This is a genomic window from Bradyrhizobium sp. IC4059, from assembly GCF_020193615.1.
GTDB lineage: Bacteria > Pseudomonadota > Alphaproteobacteria > Rhizobiales > Xanthobacteraceae > Bradyrhizobium > Bradyrhizobium yuanmingense.
Map to the genome: position 1 here is coordinate 986,022 of NZ_JADYVH010000001.1, position 16,221 is coordinate 1,002,242.

Genomic DNA, 16,221 nt, shown 5'->3' on the forward strand with positions numbered 1-16,221 from the left:
GAAGCCGAAGATGAAGCAACGCGCATACCTGATGACCCGCCGGTCCCTTGTCGGGCTGATGGCCGCGGCAGCTTTTGCAAGGCCCGCCGCGGCAGCATCCGACGCAGCCGCGCTCACGGTGCACCGGGATCCGAGCTGCGGCTGCTGCGCCGGCTGGGTGCAGCATCTGCGGGACGCAGGATTTACCGCCCAGGTGGAGGAGACTCCCGACCTCGAGCCGATCCGGGCGCGTCTCGGCGTCCCCTCGAACCTGGTCGCGTGTCACACGGCAGAGGTCGCTGGCTATGTCGTCGAGGGGCACGTGCCGGCCGCGGCCGTGCGACGCCTCCTCGCGGAGCGTCCAAACGCGAAGGGAATAGCCGTGCCGGGCATGCCGGTCGGATCGCCGGGCATGGAAGGCGGCAAGCCGCAGCGTTACGAGGTCGTGCTGTTCGGTGCCGACGGTCAGAAGCCGTTCATGCGCTTCATCGGCGCGCAGGAAATTGATTGATAAAGGAGCGGACGGTGCTGCGCGATGCCTAAAGCGGAATGGCTTTAGCTCGAATCTATAGCCGCGGGCTCGGTGCAACCTCTCCCGCTTGCGGGAGAGGTCGCGCCGAAGGCGCGGGTAAGGGCTTTCTCCTCTTGGGGACTATCCCATTGCGGAAGCACCCTCTCCCCAGCCCTCTCCCGCAAGCGGGGGAGGGGGCGCACTTACGTTGTAGCAATCAAACTACTCATTCCGCCTAGCCACCACTACGGCTGCGGCGGATAGCGCTCGAATGCCGGCAGTTCGTGCGCATGCTCCATCCAGCGCAGGCGCTCGGCGACCTGGATCTGTATCGTGGCAGGCACGGCCTCGGGATCGTCGTAGGTCGCGCTCTGGATGTCGATGATCCCCGGCAGGATGCTGGCATTGACGTAGAACAGTCCGGTTCCGCACGCGCTGCAAAAGTGCCGCCGCCCGTGTTCCGAGGAGCGGTAAACCTTCGGCTCGCCCTTCGTCACCTTAACCGCGCCCTCCGGGTACATCGTCCAGCCGACGACAGGAGCGCCGGCGTGTAGCCGGCAATCGCGGCAGTGGCAAAGCGCGTGTACGATCGGCTCGCCTTCGACCTCGTAACGGATTGCGCCACAATGACAGCCGCCGGTGATGGTGCTCATGCGTTCCTCCGATCGAAGATGACGTTTCAGATCGATAGCCCTCGCGCCTTTTGGCTTCAACAACGCAACCAAATCGGGATTGCGTCGTACTGTCGCCTGACAGCTGCTGCCATTTCCGACGAGCGCGACCAGGCTAAGTTCGCGCCCGTGTGCGTTCGGTCCGCATCAGCCGTTGCTTCACCGTCCGGGCGATCGCAGCCGGCGCCTCCTCGGGGATCGCAAAGCACGAGCTCGCGTTGATCTCGCAGAGCACGTAGGTGTCTGCGCCGGCCGCATCTTTCGGCCCGTACAGGAAGTCCGCATCCCAGATCACCGGCAATGACGACTCATCGAGGCCGAGCGTTGCCATCATCTGCGGCGTCCATTCGTCCTCCATCGCTCCTCGCAGCGCCTGGAATGGCGGAGCATCAGGCCCGTGCATGATCCGCGGCCCGGGCTGCGCCTCAGGCGCCTCCGGTCCCTCCGGCGGCGGCGGGATCAGCGCCTTGATCTTCTGGTGTCCGAAGCCTGCGACTTTGGCGCCGCTCATGTAGCAGCGGATCATGCCGTCGGGCAGGCGCGGTTGAAACGCCTGGTCGATGATGCAGCCGCCCCAACCAAAATAGGGCTCGCACCGTGCGAGCAGCGCATCGATCGGCATGTCCTCAGGCGTGCTGCCGCGCTGCGCATGCAGCACACGAACCATGCCTTCGGTATCGGGCAGGGCCTCAACCTTCCAGACCCCCTGGCCGCCATTGCCGCGGTTCTGCTTCAGCACGCGCGGGCCGCTGGCACGAAGGCGCGCCGGAAACTGGCTGCGGAAGCTTGTGGCGGTGTCATAGCGGTGCGTGTCGGCGCCCCAGCCCAGATGCCGTGTCCGGTAGAGCACCTCCTTGACGCCCATCTTCAGAATGATGTCCGGATGCGCGCTCACCCATGGCCCTTGCGCCGCGACGTCGCGCAGCAGGGCGTCGAGCTCGGCGCGGGTCTTGCCCTGGTGGATCGGATCGACCCAGACCAGCACGCCGTCGGCTGCAAGCAATTGGTCGCGGACCGCGCCCGCAAAGCTCTCGTCATAGATCACTGGGAAGGCGTCGATGCCCGCGGCGGCGAGCGCTTCGAAGACGCGGACGAAGCGGCTGTTCTGCGCCGTTGCCTCGCGCCGCGCGGCAACGTCGCCGCGCGAAAGGATGGCGATGGTTCGGAGGGGAGAGGGGTGACGGTCGGTGTCCATGCGCAAGCTCCACGTAGTTGCGTGCTGCGCAGAGCTTGGACCTGGGTCTCACGGGGAGTCTGCATCGTCCCCACGCCGACAATGTATGTGAAACCGCCTCGTCGTTTCAAGATGGCGGCTGGCAGGTTCCTTCAAAGGGTGAACTCTTCGTGACGTGGCGCGGCCGTGCGCCGGTTGACAGTTCTGTCCTGCGGGTTTTTAGTCAGCGCGACGGGGATGTGCGATCTCCCCGTGAGGCGACATGCCCAAGCATCGCGTCCTGATCACCAAGGGCGCAGCATGTCATCACACATCGCAACTCCATTCCACGACCCTCCCGGCATCCGAACCACCATGGCATGCGCCTCCGCGGCGAGTCCGCTGTGTGTGGCGGAACAGCCAGAGCGGCCTCACATATCCGACGTCACCTGGGGCCGGGACACACCCAGAGCTCAAGGGAGCTGATCCATGCATAGGACTGTTTCGGCACTGATCGGCGTCGCTGCCTGCTTCATCACGAACGCTCACGCGCAGAGCATCGACTGGCAAAAGGTCGATGAGACGCTGGGCCGCAAGCCCACCGTTGCGGACGATGTCCATCGCTACGGCTTCCCGCGCACCGATCTCACCGTGACGTTGGATGGCGTCACGATCAAACCGGCGCTGGCGCTTGGCGGCTGGCTGGCGTTCAAGCCTGCGCATGGCGGAACCATGGTCATGGGTGACCTCGTGCTGCTTGAGACCGAGATCAATCCAGTGATGGCGAAGATGATTACGAGCGGTCTCGAGATTACTGCCGTGCACAACCATCTGCTGCGCGCAAGCCCGGCGACATTCTACATGCACGTCGCCGGACACGGCGACCCTATCAAGCTGGCGTCGGCAATCCGTGATGCGCTCGCCGAAAGCAAGACGCCCCTGACGGTCGCCGCAGCCGGGAATCCGCCCTCTATCGATCTCGACACCGCAAAGCTCGATCAGATCATCGGCGTCAAGGGGCAGGGCAATGGCGGCGTCTACCAGTTCAATGTGAAACGGCGCGACCCGATCACGGAGAACGGCATGCTGCTAACCCCCGTCGGTCCAATGGGCGTCGCGACCGCCATCAATTTCCAGCCGACCGGCGGCGGCAAGGCCGCCATCACCGGCGATTTCGTGCTGACCAGCCACGAGGTGAATCCAGTCATCGCGGCGCTGCGGACGCATGGCATCGAGGTGACGGCGCTGCACAGCCATATGCTGAACGAACAGCCGCGACTCTTCTTCATGCACTTCTGGGCCAATGACGACGCGATCAAGCTTGCTGAAGGCTTTCGCGCGGCGATCGACAAGACCGCCAGCACCAAGAGCTGATCCAAGGCACAGAAAATGCACCGTGAGGCGTTTCAATGATTGAATGTCTGACGTGTTGGGCAGCCGACAATGCGCGCCGCTTTGGCCTTTGCGTCGCGGGCGTCGGCACGGGCCGGTCTCGTCCTGGCCGCCTATGCTGGCTGTGCTGAAGGGAGGAAACGCCATGGCCGAGAGCCTGAATTTTGACGACGCTCCTGCAGGAACAGCGCCGGCAGGGTCCGAAATTTCCGGCCTTCTGTCGATGGCGGGACCCATGGAGAGCCAGCCGGCGATACAGAAGCTGCGCGCCATCCTGCCGCCGCAAGAGCCCATCGCACATGCCCGCGAGTGGGCGAAGTCGCACCGCCCGAGATATTGACCAAGGCCTGATCCGGCTTGCAGGGCGAGGACAATCTCGGTGACTGTGGACGACGTTCGAGCAGCATCAGCTTGCCGACACGGCTTCGCTTACGCCGTCCTCATTGTCCGCGAGGATCGTCTCCGATAGCAGCGCAGCGGCCTTCTGCAGGGGAGCTATGAACCGATCCAGCTCGGTGAAGCTCACCCGTGCCACGGGAACAGACACACCCAGGCACGCGATCAGCTCGCGATCCGGTGAGAGGATGGGAACGGCACAGCCGACCACGCCTCGCACATATTCTTCATTGGTCTTGGCCCAGCCGCGCTTGCGGGTCTGATCGAGCACCTTCATCAGGTGCTCGACGTCCACGATCGTGGTTTCGGTGTATCGCGTCAGCGTGAGCGCGTGGCACAGCTTCTCGCGCGCGCGTTCCGGCAGCCGGCTCATGTAGATCTTGCCGGTCGACGTGCAGTGGAGCGGGGCCGCTTCGCCGGGATTGAATTGCAGGCCTTGAGGTTGCGATACGCGGACGCTGTCGACGTAAGCAACGACGTTGTCCCGCACGACGCCGATCTCGCATTGCTCGCCGATTTCGGCGGCGACGGCGCGGAGCACCGCGTGCCGGCGGGCGGTACGGAAAGCTGCGCCGATGACGCGGGCCGACAGCGTGACCATTTGATTGCCGACCACGTACCGCTTCGTTCCCACGGCTTTCTGAAGCAGCCCGCGCTGCTCCAGATTTCCGATGAGCCGATGCGCAGTCGGCAGCGGCAGGGACAGCGCAGCGGCGATGTCCGCGACCGAGGCTGCTCTGGTCTGGCTGGCGACATAGCCAATGATCGCGAAGGCGCGGTCCAATGGCCCGTCGGTACTCGGCTGCTGCATTTCGCCAGTCTCCACTCGAAGTACAAATTATCATTTTTCGGAATGAAATATACTGGAATATGAAAATTTGTATAGGCACTTTTGTGTCGTGCCCATATCGTTGGCGCTGCTCGGTGGTGAACAGGATTTGTGCAGTGCGAGCCACCGGGGAAGTGCTTCAGGAGATCGGGATGTCAGGCCATTACGACGTCGATGCCGTGCGGAGGGAGTTTCCGGCTGCCGAGCGGATCACCTATCTCGATTCCGGCTTCCAGACGCCCCTTGCGCGCCCCGTCAAAGCGGCGATCGATCGTTTTCTGAGCGAAGGTCTCGAGACCGCCGGCCCGAAGAGCGTCTGGCTCGATCGCGTCGAGCAGACGCGCGAAAAGCTGGCGCGGTTTCTCGGCGTATCGGGCGACGGGATCGCCTTCACCAAGAACACCTCGGAAAGCATGAACATCGCCGCGAATGCGCTGCCGCTGCGCGCCGGTGACAAGGTCCTGATGATCCACGGCGATCATCCGAACAACGCCTACGCGTTCCTCAATCTGCGGCGCAAGGGTGTGACCGTCGCATTCGTGCCGATGACGGAGATCGTGAACGCCGACAGTCTTCGTCCCTACATCGATGCGAGCACGAGGGCGATCTCGATCTCGCAGGTGACATTCCATGCCGGCCATCGTTTCGACATCGAAAGCATCGGCGCCCTCTGCGCGGAGAAGGGGCTCCATTTCGTCGTCGACGTGATGCAGGCGATCGGTGTCGTGCCAATCGATGCGAAAGCCATGCGCGCGACCTTCATCGGTTCGGGCAGCCATAAGGGGCTGCTCGTGCCGCAAGGGCTGGGCCTGCTCTATTGGGACAAGTCGAGGGCTGAGCTCGAGCCGACCTATCTTGCGGCTGCGAGCCTCGCTGAAGTCCCGGTCGATCTGATCGCCCGGCCTGACAGGCTCGATCCGGCCCCGAGCGCGCGCCGCTTCGAGCTCGGCAATTTCAATCTTCCGGCGATCCATGCCCTCGATGCCTCGCTCGACATGATCGAAGCGCTGGGCGTCGAGAACATCCAGAACCATTGTTTCGATCTCGGCGATCATCTCATCGCCCGGCTCGATGTGCTGGGCGTTCGCCTGGTCGGCCCTCGCGCGCGGCAGCATCGCGCGCCGCACATCTACGTCATTGCGCTGCCCGCGGCCGAATGGCTCGGCCATTTCGAGGAGAATAACGTCCGCGTGTCGCCGGAGCGGGACGGCATTCGCGTGTCGTTCGGGATGTTCAACACGATTGCCGACGTAGACCGCCTGATCGAGGTCATCCAGCGGCGCGGCGTGAAGCCATCATCGAGAGCCGCATAGGCTGTCCAGCAAGGAGACGTACATGACGAAGTTTGCATGTGTCTTGAGCATTCTGTCGGTCATTGGCGGCCTCGGCAGCGCCGCTTCTGCCGCCGACAGCCCCACGCTGGCCAGGATCAAGTCGAACGGCGCCATCACCATCGGTCATCGCGAGGCCTCGATCCCGTTCTCCTATCTCGGTCCCGACCAGAAGCCGATCGGGTTCTCGCTCGACCTCTGCGCGGCCATCGTCGAGCGCATCAAGGCGGAGACCGCCTTACCCAATCTCAAAGTCAATTACGTTCCGGTGAACTCGTCCAATCGCATCCCGCTGATCCAGAGCGGCACCGTCGACATCGAGTGCGGCGGCACGGCCAACGACAGGAAGCGGCAGGAGCAGGTCTCGTTTTCCGTCGCCACCTTCGTCAGTCAGCCGCGCTGGCTGGTCAAAGCGGACAGCGGCCTGAAGACGGCCGGCGATCTCAAGGGCAAAACCATCGTCGTCACCCAGGGCTCGAATGCCGTCGGCTTCGCGCAAGGCGTGAATGCGAAGGAGCAGCTCGGCTTCAACATCGTCCAGGCAAAGGACCATGCCGAATCCTTCCTGATGCTGAACACCGGCCGCGCGGCCGCGTTCATGGAGGACGACATTCTGCTCGCCGGCCTCAAGGCCGCAGCTCCGAAGCCGGATGCGCTGATATTTCTCCCCGAGGGTTACGCCAAGATCTATTATGGCCTGATGTTCACGAAGGGCGATACCGGCTTCAAGGCGCTGGTCGACGACGTTCTGTCGAAGCAGATGGCATCGGGCCAGTTCGAAAAGACCTACGCCAAATGGTTCACCAGGCCAATTCCGCCCAAGAACGAGAACCTGGCGTTTCCGCTGACGGTCGAGCTCACGGAACGGATCGCGCGTCCCAGCGACGCGGTGGACTAATTGCGACGTCGGCGGAGAGTGTCCCGCAAACCGAGCCCTGAGGTTCGCCATGTTTGCAGTGCTTCTTGAACAGACCGCAGACGGCCAGCGCTATATCGACTGGCTCGTGTCGGGCCTCGGCTGGACCCTCGCGCTGGCGTTCTTCGGCTGGTGGATTGCCTTCGCGGTCGGGATCGTCGTCGGCATCGGCCGCACTGTGCAGAACCGAGCCGTCGCGGCACTTGCCCGCCTCTATGTGGAGATCTTCCGCAACATCCCCGTGCTGGTGCAGATGTTTCTCTGGTACTTCGTCCTGCCGGAGATTCTTCCCGCCTCGCTCGGGAACGCCATCAAGCAGATTCCGCCGCCCTGGGGATCGTTCTTTCCGGCACTGGTGTGCCTCGGTCTCTACACCGCCGCCCGGATCGCCGAACAGGTGCGTGCCGGGATCGAGGCCCTGCCGAAAGGTCAGGTCGAAGCGGCAAGCGCGCTCGGGCTCAGCGGGTATCCGACCTATCGCTACGTCATCGTGCCGCAGGCGCTGCGCCTGATCATTCCGAGCCTGACCAGCGAGGTGATGGGCATCTACAAGAACACCTCGGTCGCGCTCACGATCGGGCTGATGGAGCTGACGGCGCAGGCCCGCCAGATCAGCGAAGCGACATTCCAGACCTTCACCGCTTTCGGCGCCGCGACGCTTGTCTACCTCGCGCTGGCGCTCATCGCCTATCAGGGGATGGCGTTGATCGACAGGGCCGTGCGCATTCCGGGGACGAGCCCTGCGGACGATGCAGTCAAGCCGGGCGCGACGCACGCCATCCAACCGCTTGATTCCCTGCCTGACTCGATGGAGGTCGTGAAGTGACCAGCCTCGATTTCTCCGTTGTGCTTCAGGCGTGGCCTTACCTCTGGTCGGGCCTGCTGTTTTCCCTGGCGCTGACCGCCGTTGCTTTCGTGGTCGGCCTGGTCCTCGGCACCTGCCTGGCCCTCGTGCAGCACTTCGAAGTGCCCGTGCTCGGCAAGCTCGTGCGCGGCTATGTCGCCCTGATGCGCTCGATCCCGCTGATCCTGGTCCTGTTCTGGTTCTTCTTCCTGGTGCCGATCGTGCTCGGTCATCTCGGCGGAAGCGGGCGACCGGTCCCGATCGGCGCCACCTGGACCGCCTTCATCACCTTCGGCCTTTTCGAGGCGGCCTATTACTCGGAGATCATCCGCGTCGGATTGCGCGCCGTGAACCGGGGTCAGTTCGAGGCCTGTCAGGCCCTCGCATTGTCGACCTTCGATACCTATCGCGCCGTGATCCTGCCGCAGGTGCTTCGCGTCGCCAGCCCGATCATCCTGAGCCAGACCATCATCCTGTTCCAGGATACCTCGCTGGTCTACGTGCTCTCGCTCACCGATCTGCTTGGCGCAGCCTCGAAGCTGGCGCAGCTCAATGGCCGTCTGGTCGAGATGTATCTGGTGATTGCGGTGGTCTACCTCGCGATCAGTTCGGCGGCATCGCAATGCGTAGCGTCCTTGCGCAAGCGATATGCGATCGCGGGACTACGCCGCTAGCGCTGGGCACGATCATCCCAGTCTTTGGAGAGGAAAAATGCTTGAGCTCGCTGCCGGCAATCGGGCGTCCATCGTCACCGTTGAAAATTTGGTGAAGCGGTTCGGCCATTTCACGGCCCTGAACGACGTCAATCTCACGGTCGCGGTCGGCGAGAAGATCGTGCTGTGCGGCCCCTCCGGCTCGGGCAAGTCGACCTTGATCCGCTGCATCAACCACATCGAAAAGCACGATGCGGGGCGCATCGTCGTCGACGGCATCGAGCTGTCGGACCGGATGACCGACGTCAACGGCGTTCGTCGCGAGGTCGGCATGGTGTTCCAGAGCTTCAACCTGTTTCCGCACCTCTCGGTCGTCGAGAATTGCATGCTGGCGCCGATGAAGGTGCGGGGCCTGTCCCGCACTGATGCGCATGAGCGCGCGATCGGTCTGCTCCGCAAGGTGCGCATCCACGACCAGGCGAACAAATATCCGGGGCAGCTCTCCGGCGGCCAGCAGCAGCGCGTCGCCATCGCGCGGGCGCTGTGCATGCAGCCGAAGATCATGCTGTTCGACGAGCCGACCTCGGCGCTCGACCCGGAGATGGTCAAGGAGGTGCTCGACACCATGGTGGAGCTCGCGAAAGACGGCATGACCATGGTCTGCGTCACGCACGAGATGGGCTTTGCCCGCGAGATCGCGGACCGGGTGGTGTTCATGGATCGCGGCTCGATCGTCGAGGAAGCCGATCCCGAAACCTTCTTCCGCGCGCCGAGGACGGAGCGGGCGAGGGATTTCCTCGGCCAGATCATCCATTAAAGCGCGAGGCGATTAGGATGAATCGTCATCGCGCATTAGGTTATTGTTTGAAGCATGATCTTTTCGGAAAACCGCTTCACACTTTTCCGGATCATGCTCTAGCGATCCGTCTCGATCTGCGAACCGATCGAGAGCGCATCGCCGGTTGCGGCATTGTTTCGAACCAGCCTACTCATGCCGCCAGATTCTCACCGCCGAAATGACCAGGATCACGGCCAATCCCGGCAGAAGAATCGAATTCGGGACGACGCCGAGAAGCAGGCCGCCTATGAATGTCCCGACGACCGACCCGATGGCCATTGCAAGCATGAACTGCCAATTCGCGCGGAGCACCGAAAAGCTCTGGTCGCGACTATAGCGCGCAAATCCCACCAGCATGGTCGGCAGGCTCACCGCGAGCGAGAGGCTGCCCGCGAGCTTCACGTCCGCGCCGAACAACAAGATCAGGGTGGGGATCAGGAATTCCCCTCCGGCAACGCCGAGCAACGATGCCACGATCCCGATCGCAAAGCCCGCTGCTATGCCCGCGACGATCAGGCTCACGCCTGTCAGCGCCGGTGGGGTTGCCGCCTCGTTGCCATGTGCGAACAGAAGCATGCCGGCGATCAGGAGCAGCAGGACGGCAATGATCCTGTAGAGCGTCCCGGACTCCAGACGCGTCGCCCAGGATGCCCCCGCATAGGCGCCGACGAGGCTGCCCGCCAGCAGGTTCAGGATGATCGGCCAATGGGCATGTATCTCCGCGAACGGAACGGCGCGTCCGCGAAACGGCAGTGCGCTCGCCACCACGATCAGGCTCGTCGCCTTGTTCAGAATCACGGCCTCGAGGCCGCGAAATCCGAACAGGCTGATGAGCAGGGGCAGCCGAAATTCTGCACCGCCGAGACCGATCAAGCCGCCCAGAGTGCCGATGATTGTGCCCGAGCCGAACGCGGCAGGATTGTTTCGCATGGACACGGAAAGATGCGCCAAAGACAACACCCGCGACGGACGGCTCCGTGCGGGTGTGATCAACTCTCGATGATGCCAGTATGCCCCTGTTTTGCCCGACGAGTCAAAGGTACGCAGGCGTCCCCGGCGGTATCGTTGCGGTCGGCGGAAGAGCGTAATGATTTCAACGCCCAGCTACTGTGCATGGGGTTGTTTTCGCACTTTTTGTTGGCGGCCGCGCTCACCGCCGGCTGCGCGGTGCCTCGGCCTTGGCCGGCGGCTCGGTCTGCGGGGCGCAGGTCGCAGCCTGGAGCGAGCCTTGCGCCTGCTGCATCAAGCCGGGCTCGGGCGCGAGCGCCTTCATCAGGATCAGGCCGGTCGTGGTCGGGGAATCGATGATCAGGCGGTCGGCCGCGGTGACCTCTTCGTCCTCCGGCAGCTCGCTATGCTGCGCTTCCGTCATCAGGTCGAGCTCGATCACCTTGCGGCCCGCGGAGCGGTCGTTGATGGCGTAATAGGCGATCTCGTTGCGGGTGTAGAACGACACCGAGGTGTAGGCCTGGCTCACCGGCACGGTGAGCTTGATCGGCCCGCCAGACAGATCATAACGACAGATCGCCAGCGCGAAGGCCGGATCCATGAACGGCATCGGCGAATTGTTGGGATCGGCGAGGGGAAGCTGGGTGACGGCGTTCACCCTGGTCATCGGCGTCAGCCGCGAATAGGCATCCTGCGTGGCAATCCGCGGCAGCGCCAGCACGCTGACGAGATGGACCACGAGGCCCAGCACCACGCCGGCAACGACGGTGAAGACGAGCCGGATCATGAGCAGCCCACCGTGGTGATGCTCGGCATCGGCGCATCGCGCTGGGTGCGCGTTCCAACGCCGACCGGCGTGTCGTAGAGACGCAGCATCAAGGCGTAGCGCTCGATGCCGCCGGTCGGCAGCCAATTGCCGGCGCGCGAGCGCGAGGCGATCCGGATCTCGAACGAGCCGTCGGAGGAGCGCACGATCTCCTGGCTGGTGAAGCCGTAGCGCTGCAGCGAATTGGCGACGAGATGGCCCTTGCGGTCGTAGAGCGTCAGCGTCCAGAACCGCGCCGGCGGCGTCACGCCGGAGACGACCACGTCGCAGCGGCCGTCGAGCGCCTTCTTCCTGTCGTCGGTGGTGGCGGTGAAGGCGACACCGTCGCCGGTGCCGATCGGCAGCTCGCCGTTGCGGACGATGGTGGCGCGCGAATAGGGATCGACGTCGGCGGTGCCGGTGCGCGGCCGTGCCGTCCAGGGGCCGATGGTCAGCGCGCCGATCTCGGTGCCGCGCGTCGTGGTCATCCACGTCGCGCCGACGCCGACGATCGTCGCGAGAAGAAGCGCCGTCAATGTGGTCAGGATCAGCCGCACTTGCTTTCGATCAGTTCTTGCGCGGGGCAGAGGCGTTGGCGTTGTCTTCCGCATAGTTCTGCGGGAAGGCGAGCGCGCTCGTCGACGAGGACGGCCTGGCCGGCTTGCTGTCATTCGCCGTCGATTTGTTCGCGGCCTTTGCCGCATCATCCAGCAGCTTCTCGACCCGCACCAGGATGTCCGCGCCGCGCTTGGTCAGCACCGGCGGCGGACCGGGCTTGGTCTCCAGCACCTTCGGCGCTGCGTTGGCCTGCGCGTTGCTCACATGCTGCGGCGGCAGCTTCTGGCCCATGCCGATGCCGGGAATCTCCCGGACCTCCACGCCCTGATGCGCCACGAGCATGATGTCGTGCCAGGTCTGCGCCGGCAGCGAGCCGCCGGTCATGCGGTTGGTCGGCGAGTAATCGTCGTTGCCGTACCACACCGCGCAGGTGAAATTGCCGGTGAAGCCGACGAACCAGGCGTCGCGATAGGCATTGGTCGTGCCGGTCTTGCCCGCGGTCGGAATGCCGTCCAGCGCGGCGCGCCGTGCGGTGCCTTCGCTGACGACGTGGCTCATCATGCCGGACATGTCGGCGGCGACGGAAGCCGGGATCGCCTGCCGCGGCTTCGGGCCGTCGCGGTCCCAGCGCCAGACCAGGTCGCCCGCGCCGGTGCGCACTTCCAGCACCGCATGCGGCGTCACCGCCTTGCCGCGATTGGGGAAGGTCGCGTATGCGACAGCGTGCTCGAGCACGTTGACCTCGTCCGAGCCGATCGGCAGCGACGGCGTGTCGGGCAGCGGCGCCTTGATGCCGAAGCGGCGCGCGACCTCGACGATCTTGGCGCGGCCGACCTTGGCGGGGTTCTGCGTCTTGGGCTCGTTCTTCCGGCCGATCTCGATCGACAGCTTCACCGGCACGACGTTGATCGAACGCGTGATCGCCTGCGTCAGCGTCACCGAGCCGGAATAGGAATGGCCATAATTCTGCGGGCACCAATTGCCGATGCAGACCGGGCCGTCGACCACGATCGAGTTGGGCGTGTAGCCGTTCAGCAGCGCGGTGGTGTAGACGTAGGGCTTGAACGAGGAGCCGGGCTGGCGATAGGCGTCGGTGGCGCGGTTGAACTGGCTGGCGCCGTAGTCGCGGCCGCCGACCATGGCGCGGATGCCGCCGTCGAGATCGGCGACGACGGTCGCGGCCTGCGTCGCGTGATAGTCGCGGCCGAACTGGCGCAGCTGGTTCTCGACAGCGTCTTCGGCCGCCTTCTGCACGTTGGCATCGATGGCGGTGCGCACCACGAAGACGCGCTCGGTGTAGGACTTCGGGAAGGTATCGACCAGCTTGCGCATCTCGTCGAAGGCGTAGTCGAGATAATAGTTCGGCGAGGCCTCGTCGCGGCGGTCGACCGCGAAGGCCGGGTTGCGGCGGGCGCCGAACACCTGGCCCTCGGTCATGAAGCCGGCATCGACGAGGTTGTCCAGCACGACGTTGGCGCGCGCGCGGGCGGCGGGCAGGTTGATGTGCGGGGCGTACTTGGTCGGCGCCTTGAACAGGCCGGCGAGCATCGCCGCTTCCGCCAGCGTCACGTCGCGCGCGGACTTGTTGAAGTAGAAATGCGCCGCGCCGTCGACGCCGAAGGTGCCGCCGCCCATATAGGCGCGGTCGAGATAGAGCTTGAGGATCTCGTTCTTGGTCAGGCGCCATTCCAGCCAGATCGCGAGGAAGGCCTCGTTGACCTTGCGCTCGATGGTGCGCTCGTTGCTCAGGAACAGGTTCTTGGCGAGCTGCTGGGTGATCGAGGAGCCGCCCTGGCGCACGCCGCCGGCTTGCGCGTTGGTGACGAGCGCGCGCGCGGTGCCGGCGATGTCGATGCCGAAATGCTCGTAGAAGCGGCGGTCCTCGGTCGCCAGCGTCGCCTTGATCAGCACGTCCGGAAAGTCTTCCAGCGGAATGGAGTCGTTGTGCTTGATGCCGCGGCTGCCGATCGGGTTGCCGTAGCGGTCGAGGAAGCTCACCGCGAGGTCGGACTTCTTCAGCCAGTCCTCGTCCGCGGTCTCGCGGAAGGCCGGGATGGCGAGGGCGAGCATCACGACGAGGCCGCCGAGCCCGAGGGTTGCGGCCTCCGAGAACGGCTCGATGAACACCCAGCGCTTCCACCGCCCGACATAGAAGCGGTCCATGAAGGTCGAGTAGCGCTCGTAGAGCTCGCGGATGCCCTTGGCCGAGGAGAACAGCGAGGAGTCGATGCGCGCATCGAGATCCAGGAAGAAATTCCGGATCCTCTGCTTCCAATGCGGTGGTATGATCTGGCGCACCTAGAACCCTTGCGGCTTGCTTCGAAAGCGTTCAAGCACCCGGCCGGGGCGGCATCGAGACGTCTTGCGGGTATGTTGCGGCAAACCCAAGGCGCCCGGCCAGCATCCGAGGGACTTGCTGTTCCTTCTAGCCGAGCGGGGCTCATAAACCAATGGCCACGCTCGCCATTTTGAACAACAGGCCTAATTGACCCCCGGTTCATTACGGGCCTCAAAGGGGCCTCGCTTGCACCATTGCCGCCGCGCGCCCTAGATGGCGTTGCCGTAGCTCTTTCGAACTGTTGTTGAGGCGCATGACCGCAGCTCCCAAACGATCTCAAGGCCAGGAAGGATTCTTCTGGAAAACCAAGACGTTGGAACAGATGTCGGAGCGCGAGTGGGAAAGCCTGTGCGATGGCTGCGGCCGCTGCTGCCTGAACAAGCTCGAAGACGAGGATACCGGGCAGATCTACTTCACCCATATCGGCTGCAAGCTGCTCGACGGGACGAGCTGCGCCTGCAAGGACTATCCGAATCGTTCCGACAAAGTTCCGGACTGCGTCCGCCTGACCCCGGCCAATGTCCGCACCCTGAACTGGCTGCCGCCGAGCTGCGGCTACAAGCTCGTCGCCGAAGGGCGCGACCTCTATTGGTGGCATCCGCTGGTTTCGGGTGACCCCAACACCGTGCACGAAGCCGGCGTCTCCGTGCGCGGCCGCGTGGAGGGCAGCGAGGAGGAGGTCCCGGACGAGGAGCTCGAGGACCACATCGTGCAATGGCCGGCGACCTTGCCGAAGCGGGCGCGTCTGAAGAAGCGACCTTGAACAGCTGTGCGCAGCGGTCGCATGCAGATGCGCTTCACATTCAGGGGTTGAGGTGCTAAGCTGGTTGTAGATTCTGCTATGGCTATATTCAGGTTGTTTTGAATTGCTGAAGGTACCCTAGGATTTTTGGGGGCCCCATGATTACCGATCCGGTTCACCCGATACCGACCGACGACGAGAACAAGCCGCTGAAACCAACCACTGCGCTCTGCCTTTCCGGCGGAGGATATCGCGCGATGGTGTTTCATGTCGGCGTCCTGTGGCGCCTATATGAAACAGGACTGCTGAAGAACGTCAGGCGCATATCGAGCGTTTCCGGCGGGTCGATCACTGCCGGCATGTTGGCGCTGGCGTGGCCGGGCCTCAGCTTCACACCCGACAGCGTCGACAGCGATTTCATTCCGAAATTCGTCGCGCCGTTGCGCGCCTTCGCCGGCATCACAATCGATGCCGAGTCGGTCATCCTGGGCGCGCTGTTACCAGGCAGCATCGGCGACCGGATTGCCGAGGCGTATGACGATCACCTGTTTCGCGGCAAGACTCTGCAGGATATGCCTGACGAGCCGCGCTTCGTGATCAATGCGACGAACGTGCAGTCAGGCGCGCTCTGGCGCTTCATGAAGCCCTATATGCGCGACTACCGCGTCGGCGAGGTGAAGAATCCAGAAATTCTGCTGGCGCAAGCCGTGGCGGCGTCCTCCGCTTTTCCTCCGGTCCTCTCTCCCTTCGAATTGCGCCTCAAGGACAGCGATTTCGTGCCCGGTACCGGGCTCGACCTGCAGCGGCCTCCATTTACAACGCGCGTCGTTCTCAGCGATGGCGGCGTCTACGACAATCTCGGCCTCGAGACCGCATGGAAGCGCCACCAGACCGTTCTGGTCAGCGACGCCGGCGGCAAGATCGAGGCTGAGGAGGAGCCGGAGACGGATTGGCCGCGGCATTCCTACCGGATCCTCAATCTGATCGACAATCAGGTGCGTTCGCTGCGCAAGCGCCAGGTCATCGCCTCCTTCAAATCGGGAACGCGCAAGGGCGCCTATTGGGGCATCCGCACCGACATCGCCGACTATCAATTGCCCGATGCGCTCGACTGTCCGCCAGAGCGCACATGCCGGCTTGCTGAATTGCCGACACGGCTGAAGCGGCTCGACGATCTGACACAGGATCGGCTGATCAACTGGGGTTATGCTGTCTGCGATGCGGCTTTGCGCAAGCATGTGGACCCGGCAGTGCAGCCGAAACCTGCATTCCCCTATCCCCGATCGGGAATCTGACACGAAGGAGAGGGGCGGGGGC

General features: G+C 63.9%; 17 protein-coding genes. 10 read left to right on the top strand and 7 right to left on the bottom strand.

Going from position 1 to position 16,221, the window contains the following annotated elements:
• Positions 1-10: 10 nt before the first annotated feature.
• Positions 11-490 (top strand): DUF411 domain-containing protein, encoded by a 480-nt coding sequence (locus tag I6F12_RS04555; RefSeq protein WP_036005872.1) that lies wholly within the window; start codon positions 11-13, stop codon positions 488-490.
• 245 nt (positions 491-735) lie between these two features.
• Here I6F12_RS04555 and I6F12_RS04560 read toward each other — a convergent pair whose 3' ends face one another.
• Complete coding sequence (locus tag I6F12_RS04560; protein ID WP_036005868.1) at positions 736-1,143, bottom strand: GFA family protein; 408 nt, start codon at positions 1,141-1,143, stop codon at positions 736-738.
• 133 nt (positions 1,144-1,276) lie between these two features.
• Entirely contained in the window at positions 1,277-2,356 is a 1,080-nt protein-coding gene (locus tag I6F12_RS04565) for a Cj0069 family protein (RefSeq protein ID WP_225155594.1), read from the bottom strand.
• 447 nt (positions 2,357-2,803) lie between these two features.
• Between I6F12_RS04565 and I6F12_RS04570 the strand changes: the two genes are divergently transcribed.
• Both I6F12_RS04570 and I6F12_RS04575 read left to right on the top strand, forming a co-directional pair.
• Positions 2,804-3,688 (top strand): DUF1259 domain-containing protein, encoded by an 885-nt coding sequence (locus I6F12_RS04570; RefSeq protein WP_225155595.1) that lies wholly within the window; start codon positions 2,804-2,806, stop codon positions 3,686-3,688.
• 163 nt (positions 3,689-3,851) lie between these two features.
• The gene (locus I6F12_RS04575) at positions 3,852-4,046 is read left to right on the top strand and encodes a hypothetical protein (protein ID WP_225111727.1); all 195 of its coding nucleotides are present in this window, start codon (positions 3,852-3,854) and stop codon (positions 4,044-4,046) included.
• Positions 4,047-4,112: 66 nt separating this feature from the next.
• On the opposite strand, the gene I6F12_RS04580 is transcribed toward I6F12_RS04575, so the two are convergent.
• A complete protein-coding gene (locus I6F12_RS04580; protein WP_225155596.1) occupies positions 4,113-4,913 on the bottom strand; it encodes an IclR family transcriptional regulator in 801 nt (266 codons plus the stop codon).
• A 170-nt stretch (positions 4,914-5,083) separates the two neighbouring features.
• Here I6F12_RS04580 and I6F12_RS04585 point away from each other — a divergent pair, with 170 nt between their 5' ends.
• The 5 genes from I6F12_RS04585 to I6F12_RS04605 are packed head-to-tail and all read left to right on the top strand — an operon-like array spanning position 5,084 to position 9,492.
• Positions 5,084-6,244, top strand: coding sequence for an aminotransferase class V-fold PLP-dependent enzyme (locus I6F12_RS04585; RefSeq protein ID WP_225155748.1), 1,161 nt, complete (start codon positions 5,084-5,086; stop codon positions 6,242-6,244).
• Positions 6,245-6,266: 22 nt separating this feature from the next.
• On the top strand, positions 6,267-7,160 hold the full coding sequence (locus I6F12_RS04590; RefSeq protein WP_036023221.1) for an amino acid ABC transporter substrate-binding protein: 894 nt from the start codon (positions 6,267-6,269) through the stop codon (positions 7,158-7,160).
• Positions 7,161-7,209: 49 nt separating this feature from the next.
• On the top strand, positions 7,210-8,004 hold the full coding sequence (locus I6F12_RS04595) for an amino acid ABC transporter permease (protein ID WP_225155597.1): 795 nt from the start codon (positions 7,210-7,212) through the stop codon (positions 8,002-8,004).
• Positions 8,001-8,696: an amino acid ABC transporter permease gene (locus I6F12_RS04600; protein ID WP_036005852.1), complete on the top strand. Its 696-nt coding sequence runs from the start codon at positions 8,001-8,003 to the stop codon at positions 8,694-8,696. The genes I6F12_RS04595 and I6F12_RS04600 overlap by 4 nt, the downstream gene beginning before the upstream one ends.
• Before the next feature lie 37 nt (positions 8,697-8,733).
• A complete protein-coding gene (locus I6F12_RS04605) occupies positions 8,734-9,492 on the top strand; it encodes an amino acid ABC transporter ATP-binding protein (protein WP_249786853.1) in 759 nt (252 codons plus the stop codon).
• Between the two features lie 168 nt (positions 9,493-9,660).
• Here I6F12_RS04605 and I6F12_RS04610 read toward each other — a convergent pair whose 3' ends face one another.
• The 4 genes from I6F12_RS04610 to I6F12_RS04625 form a co-directional block, all read right to left on the bottom strand.
• Positions 9,661-10,443 carry a sulfite exporter TauE/SafE family protein gene (locus I6F12_RS04610; protein WP_225155749.1) on the bottom strand — a complete coding sequence of 261 codons (783 nt, stop codon included), beginning with the start codon at positions 10,441-10,443 and terminating at the stop codon, positions 9,661-9,663.
• 220 nt (positions 10,444-10,663) lie between these two features.
• Complete coding sequence (locus I6F12_RS04615; RefSeq protein ID WP_036005846.1) at positions 10,664-11,248, bottom strand: DUF1254 domain-containing protein; 585 nt, start codon at positions 11,246-11,248, stop codon at positions 10,664-10,666.
• Complete coding sequence (locus I6F12_RS04620; protein WP_225155598.1) at positions 11,245-11,823, bottom strand: DUF1214 domain-containing protein; 579 nt, start codon at positions 11,821-11,823, stop codon at positions 11,245-11,247. Before I6F12_RS04620 ends, I6F12_RS04615 begins: the two co-directional genes overlap by 4 nt.
• Positions 11,824-11,833: 10 nt before the next feature.
• Positions 11,834-14,122: a PBP1A family penicillin-binding protein gene (locus I6F12_RS04625; RefSeq protein ID WP_057027197.1), complete on the bottom strand. Its 2,289-nt coding sequence runs from the start codon at positions 14,120-14,122 to the stop codon at positions 11,834-11,836.
• A gap of 293 nt (positions 14,123-14,415) precedes the next feature.
• On the opposite strand from I6F12_RS04625, the gene I6F12_RS04630 reads away from it, so the two are divergent.
• Together I6F12_RS04630 and I6F12_RS04635 are read left to right on the top strand one after the other, a co-directional pair.
• The gene (locus I6F12_RS04630) at positions 14,416-14,925 is read left to right on the top strand and encodes a YcgN family cysteine cluster protein (protein ID WP_036042979.1); all 510 of its coding nucleotides are present in this window, start codon (positions 14,416-14,418) and stop codon (positions 14,923-14,925) included.
• Between the two features lie 137 nt (positions 14,926-15,062).
• The gene (locus I6F12_RS04635; protein ID WP_225155599.1) at positions 15,063-16,199 is read left to right on the top strand and encodes a patatin-like phospholipase family protein; all 1,137 of its coding nucleotides are present in this window, start codon (positions 15,063-15,065) and stop codon (positions 16,197-16,199) included.
• Positions 16,200-16,221 lie beyond the last annotated feature (22 nt).

Excerpts from the sequence above, each read along its gene's own strand:
- I6F12_RS04555 (WP_036005872.1), top strand. The coding sequence starts at position 11 with ATGAAGCAACGCGCATACCTGATGACCCGCCGGTCCCTTGTCGGGCTG.
- I6F12_RS04560 (WP_036005868.1), bottom strand. The coding sequence starts at position 1,143 with ATGAGCACCATCACCGGCGGCTGTCATTGTGGCGCAATCCGTTACGAG.
- I6F12_RS04565 (WP_225155594.1), bottom strand. The coding sequence starts at position 2,356 with ATGGACACCGACCGTCACCCCTCTCCCCTCCGAACCATCGCCATCCTT.
- I6F12_RS04570 (WP_225155595.1), top strand. The coding sequence starts at position 2,804 with ATGCATAGGACTGTTTCGGCACTGATCGGCGTCGCTGCCTGCTTCATC.
- I6F12_RS04575 (WP_225111727.1), top strand. The coding sequence starts at position 3,852 with ATGGCCGAGAGCCTGAATTTTGACGACGCTCCTGCAGGAACAGCGCCG.
- I6F12_RS04580 (WP_225155596.1), bottom strand. The coding sequence starts at position 4,913 with ATGCAGCAGCCGAGTACCGACGGGCCATTGGACCGCGCCTTCGCGATC.
- I6F12_RS04585 (WP_225155748.1), top strand. The coding sequence starts at position 5,084 with ATGTCAGGCCATTACGACGTCGATGCCGTGCGGAGGGAGTTTCCGGCT.
- I6F12_RS04590 (WP_036023221.1), top strand. The coding sequence starts at position 6,267 with ATGACGAAGTTTGCATGTGTCTTGAGCATTCTGTCGGTCATTGGCGGC.
- I6F12_RS04595 (WP_225155597.1), top strand. The coding sequence starts at position 7,210 with ATGTTTGCAGTGCTTCTTGAACAGACCGCAGACGGCCAGCGCTATATC.
- I6F12_RS04605 (WP_249786853.1), top strand. The coding sequence starts at position 8,734 with ATGCTTGAGCTCGCTGCCGGCAATCGGGCGTCCATCGTCACCGTTGAA.
- I6F12_RS04610 (WP_225155749.1), bottom strand. The coding sequence starts at position 10,443 with ATGCGAAACAATCCTGCCGCGTTCGGCTCGGGCACAATCATCGGCACT.
- I6F12_RS04615 (WP_036005846.1), bottom strand. The coding sequence starts at position 11,248 with ATGATCCGGCTCGTCTTCACCGTCGTTGCCGGCGTGGTGCTGGGCCTC.
- I6F12_RS04630 (WP_036042979.1), top strand. The coding sequence starts at position 14,416 with ATGACCGCAGCTCCCAAACGATCTCAAGGCCAGGAAGGATTCTTCTGG.
- I6F12_RS04635 (WP_225155599.1), top strand. The coding sequence starts at position 15,063 with ATGATTACCGATCCGGTTCACCCGATACCGACCGACGACGAGAACAAG.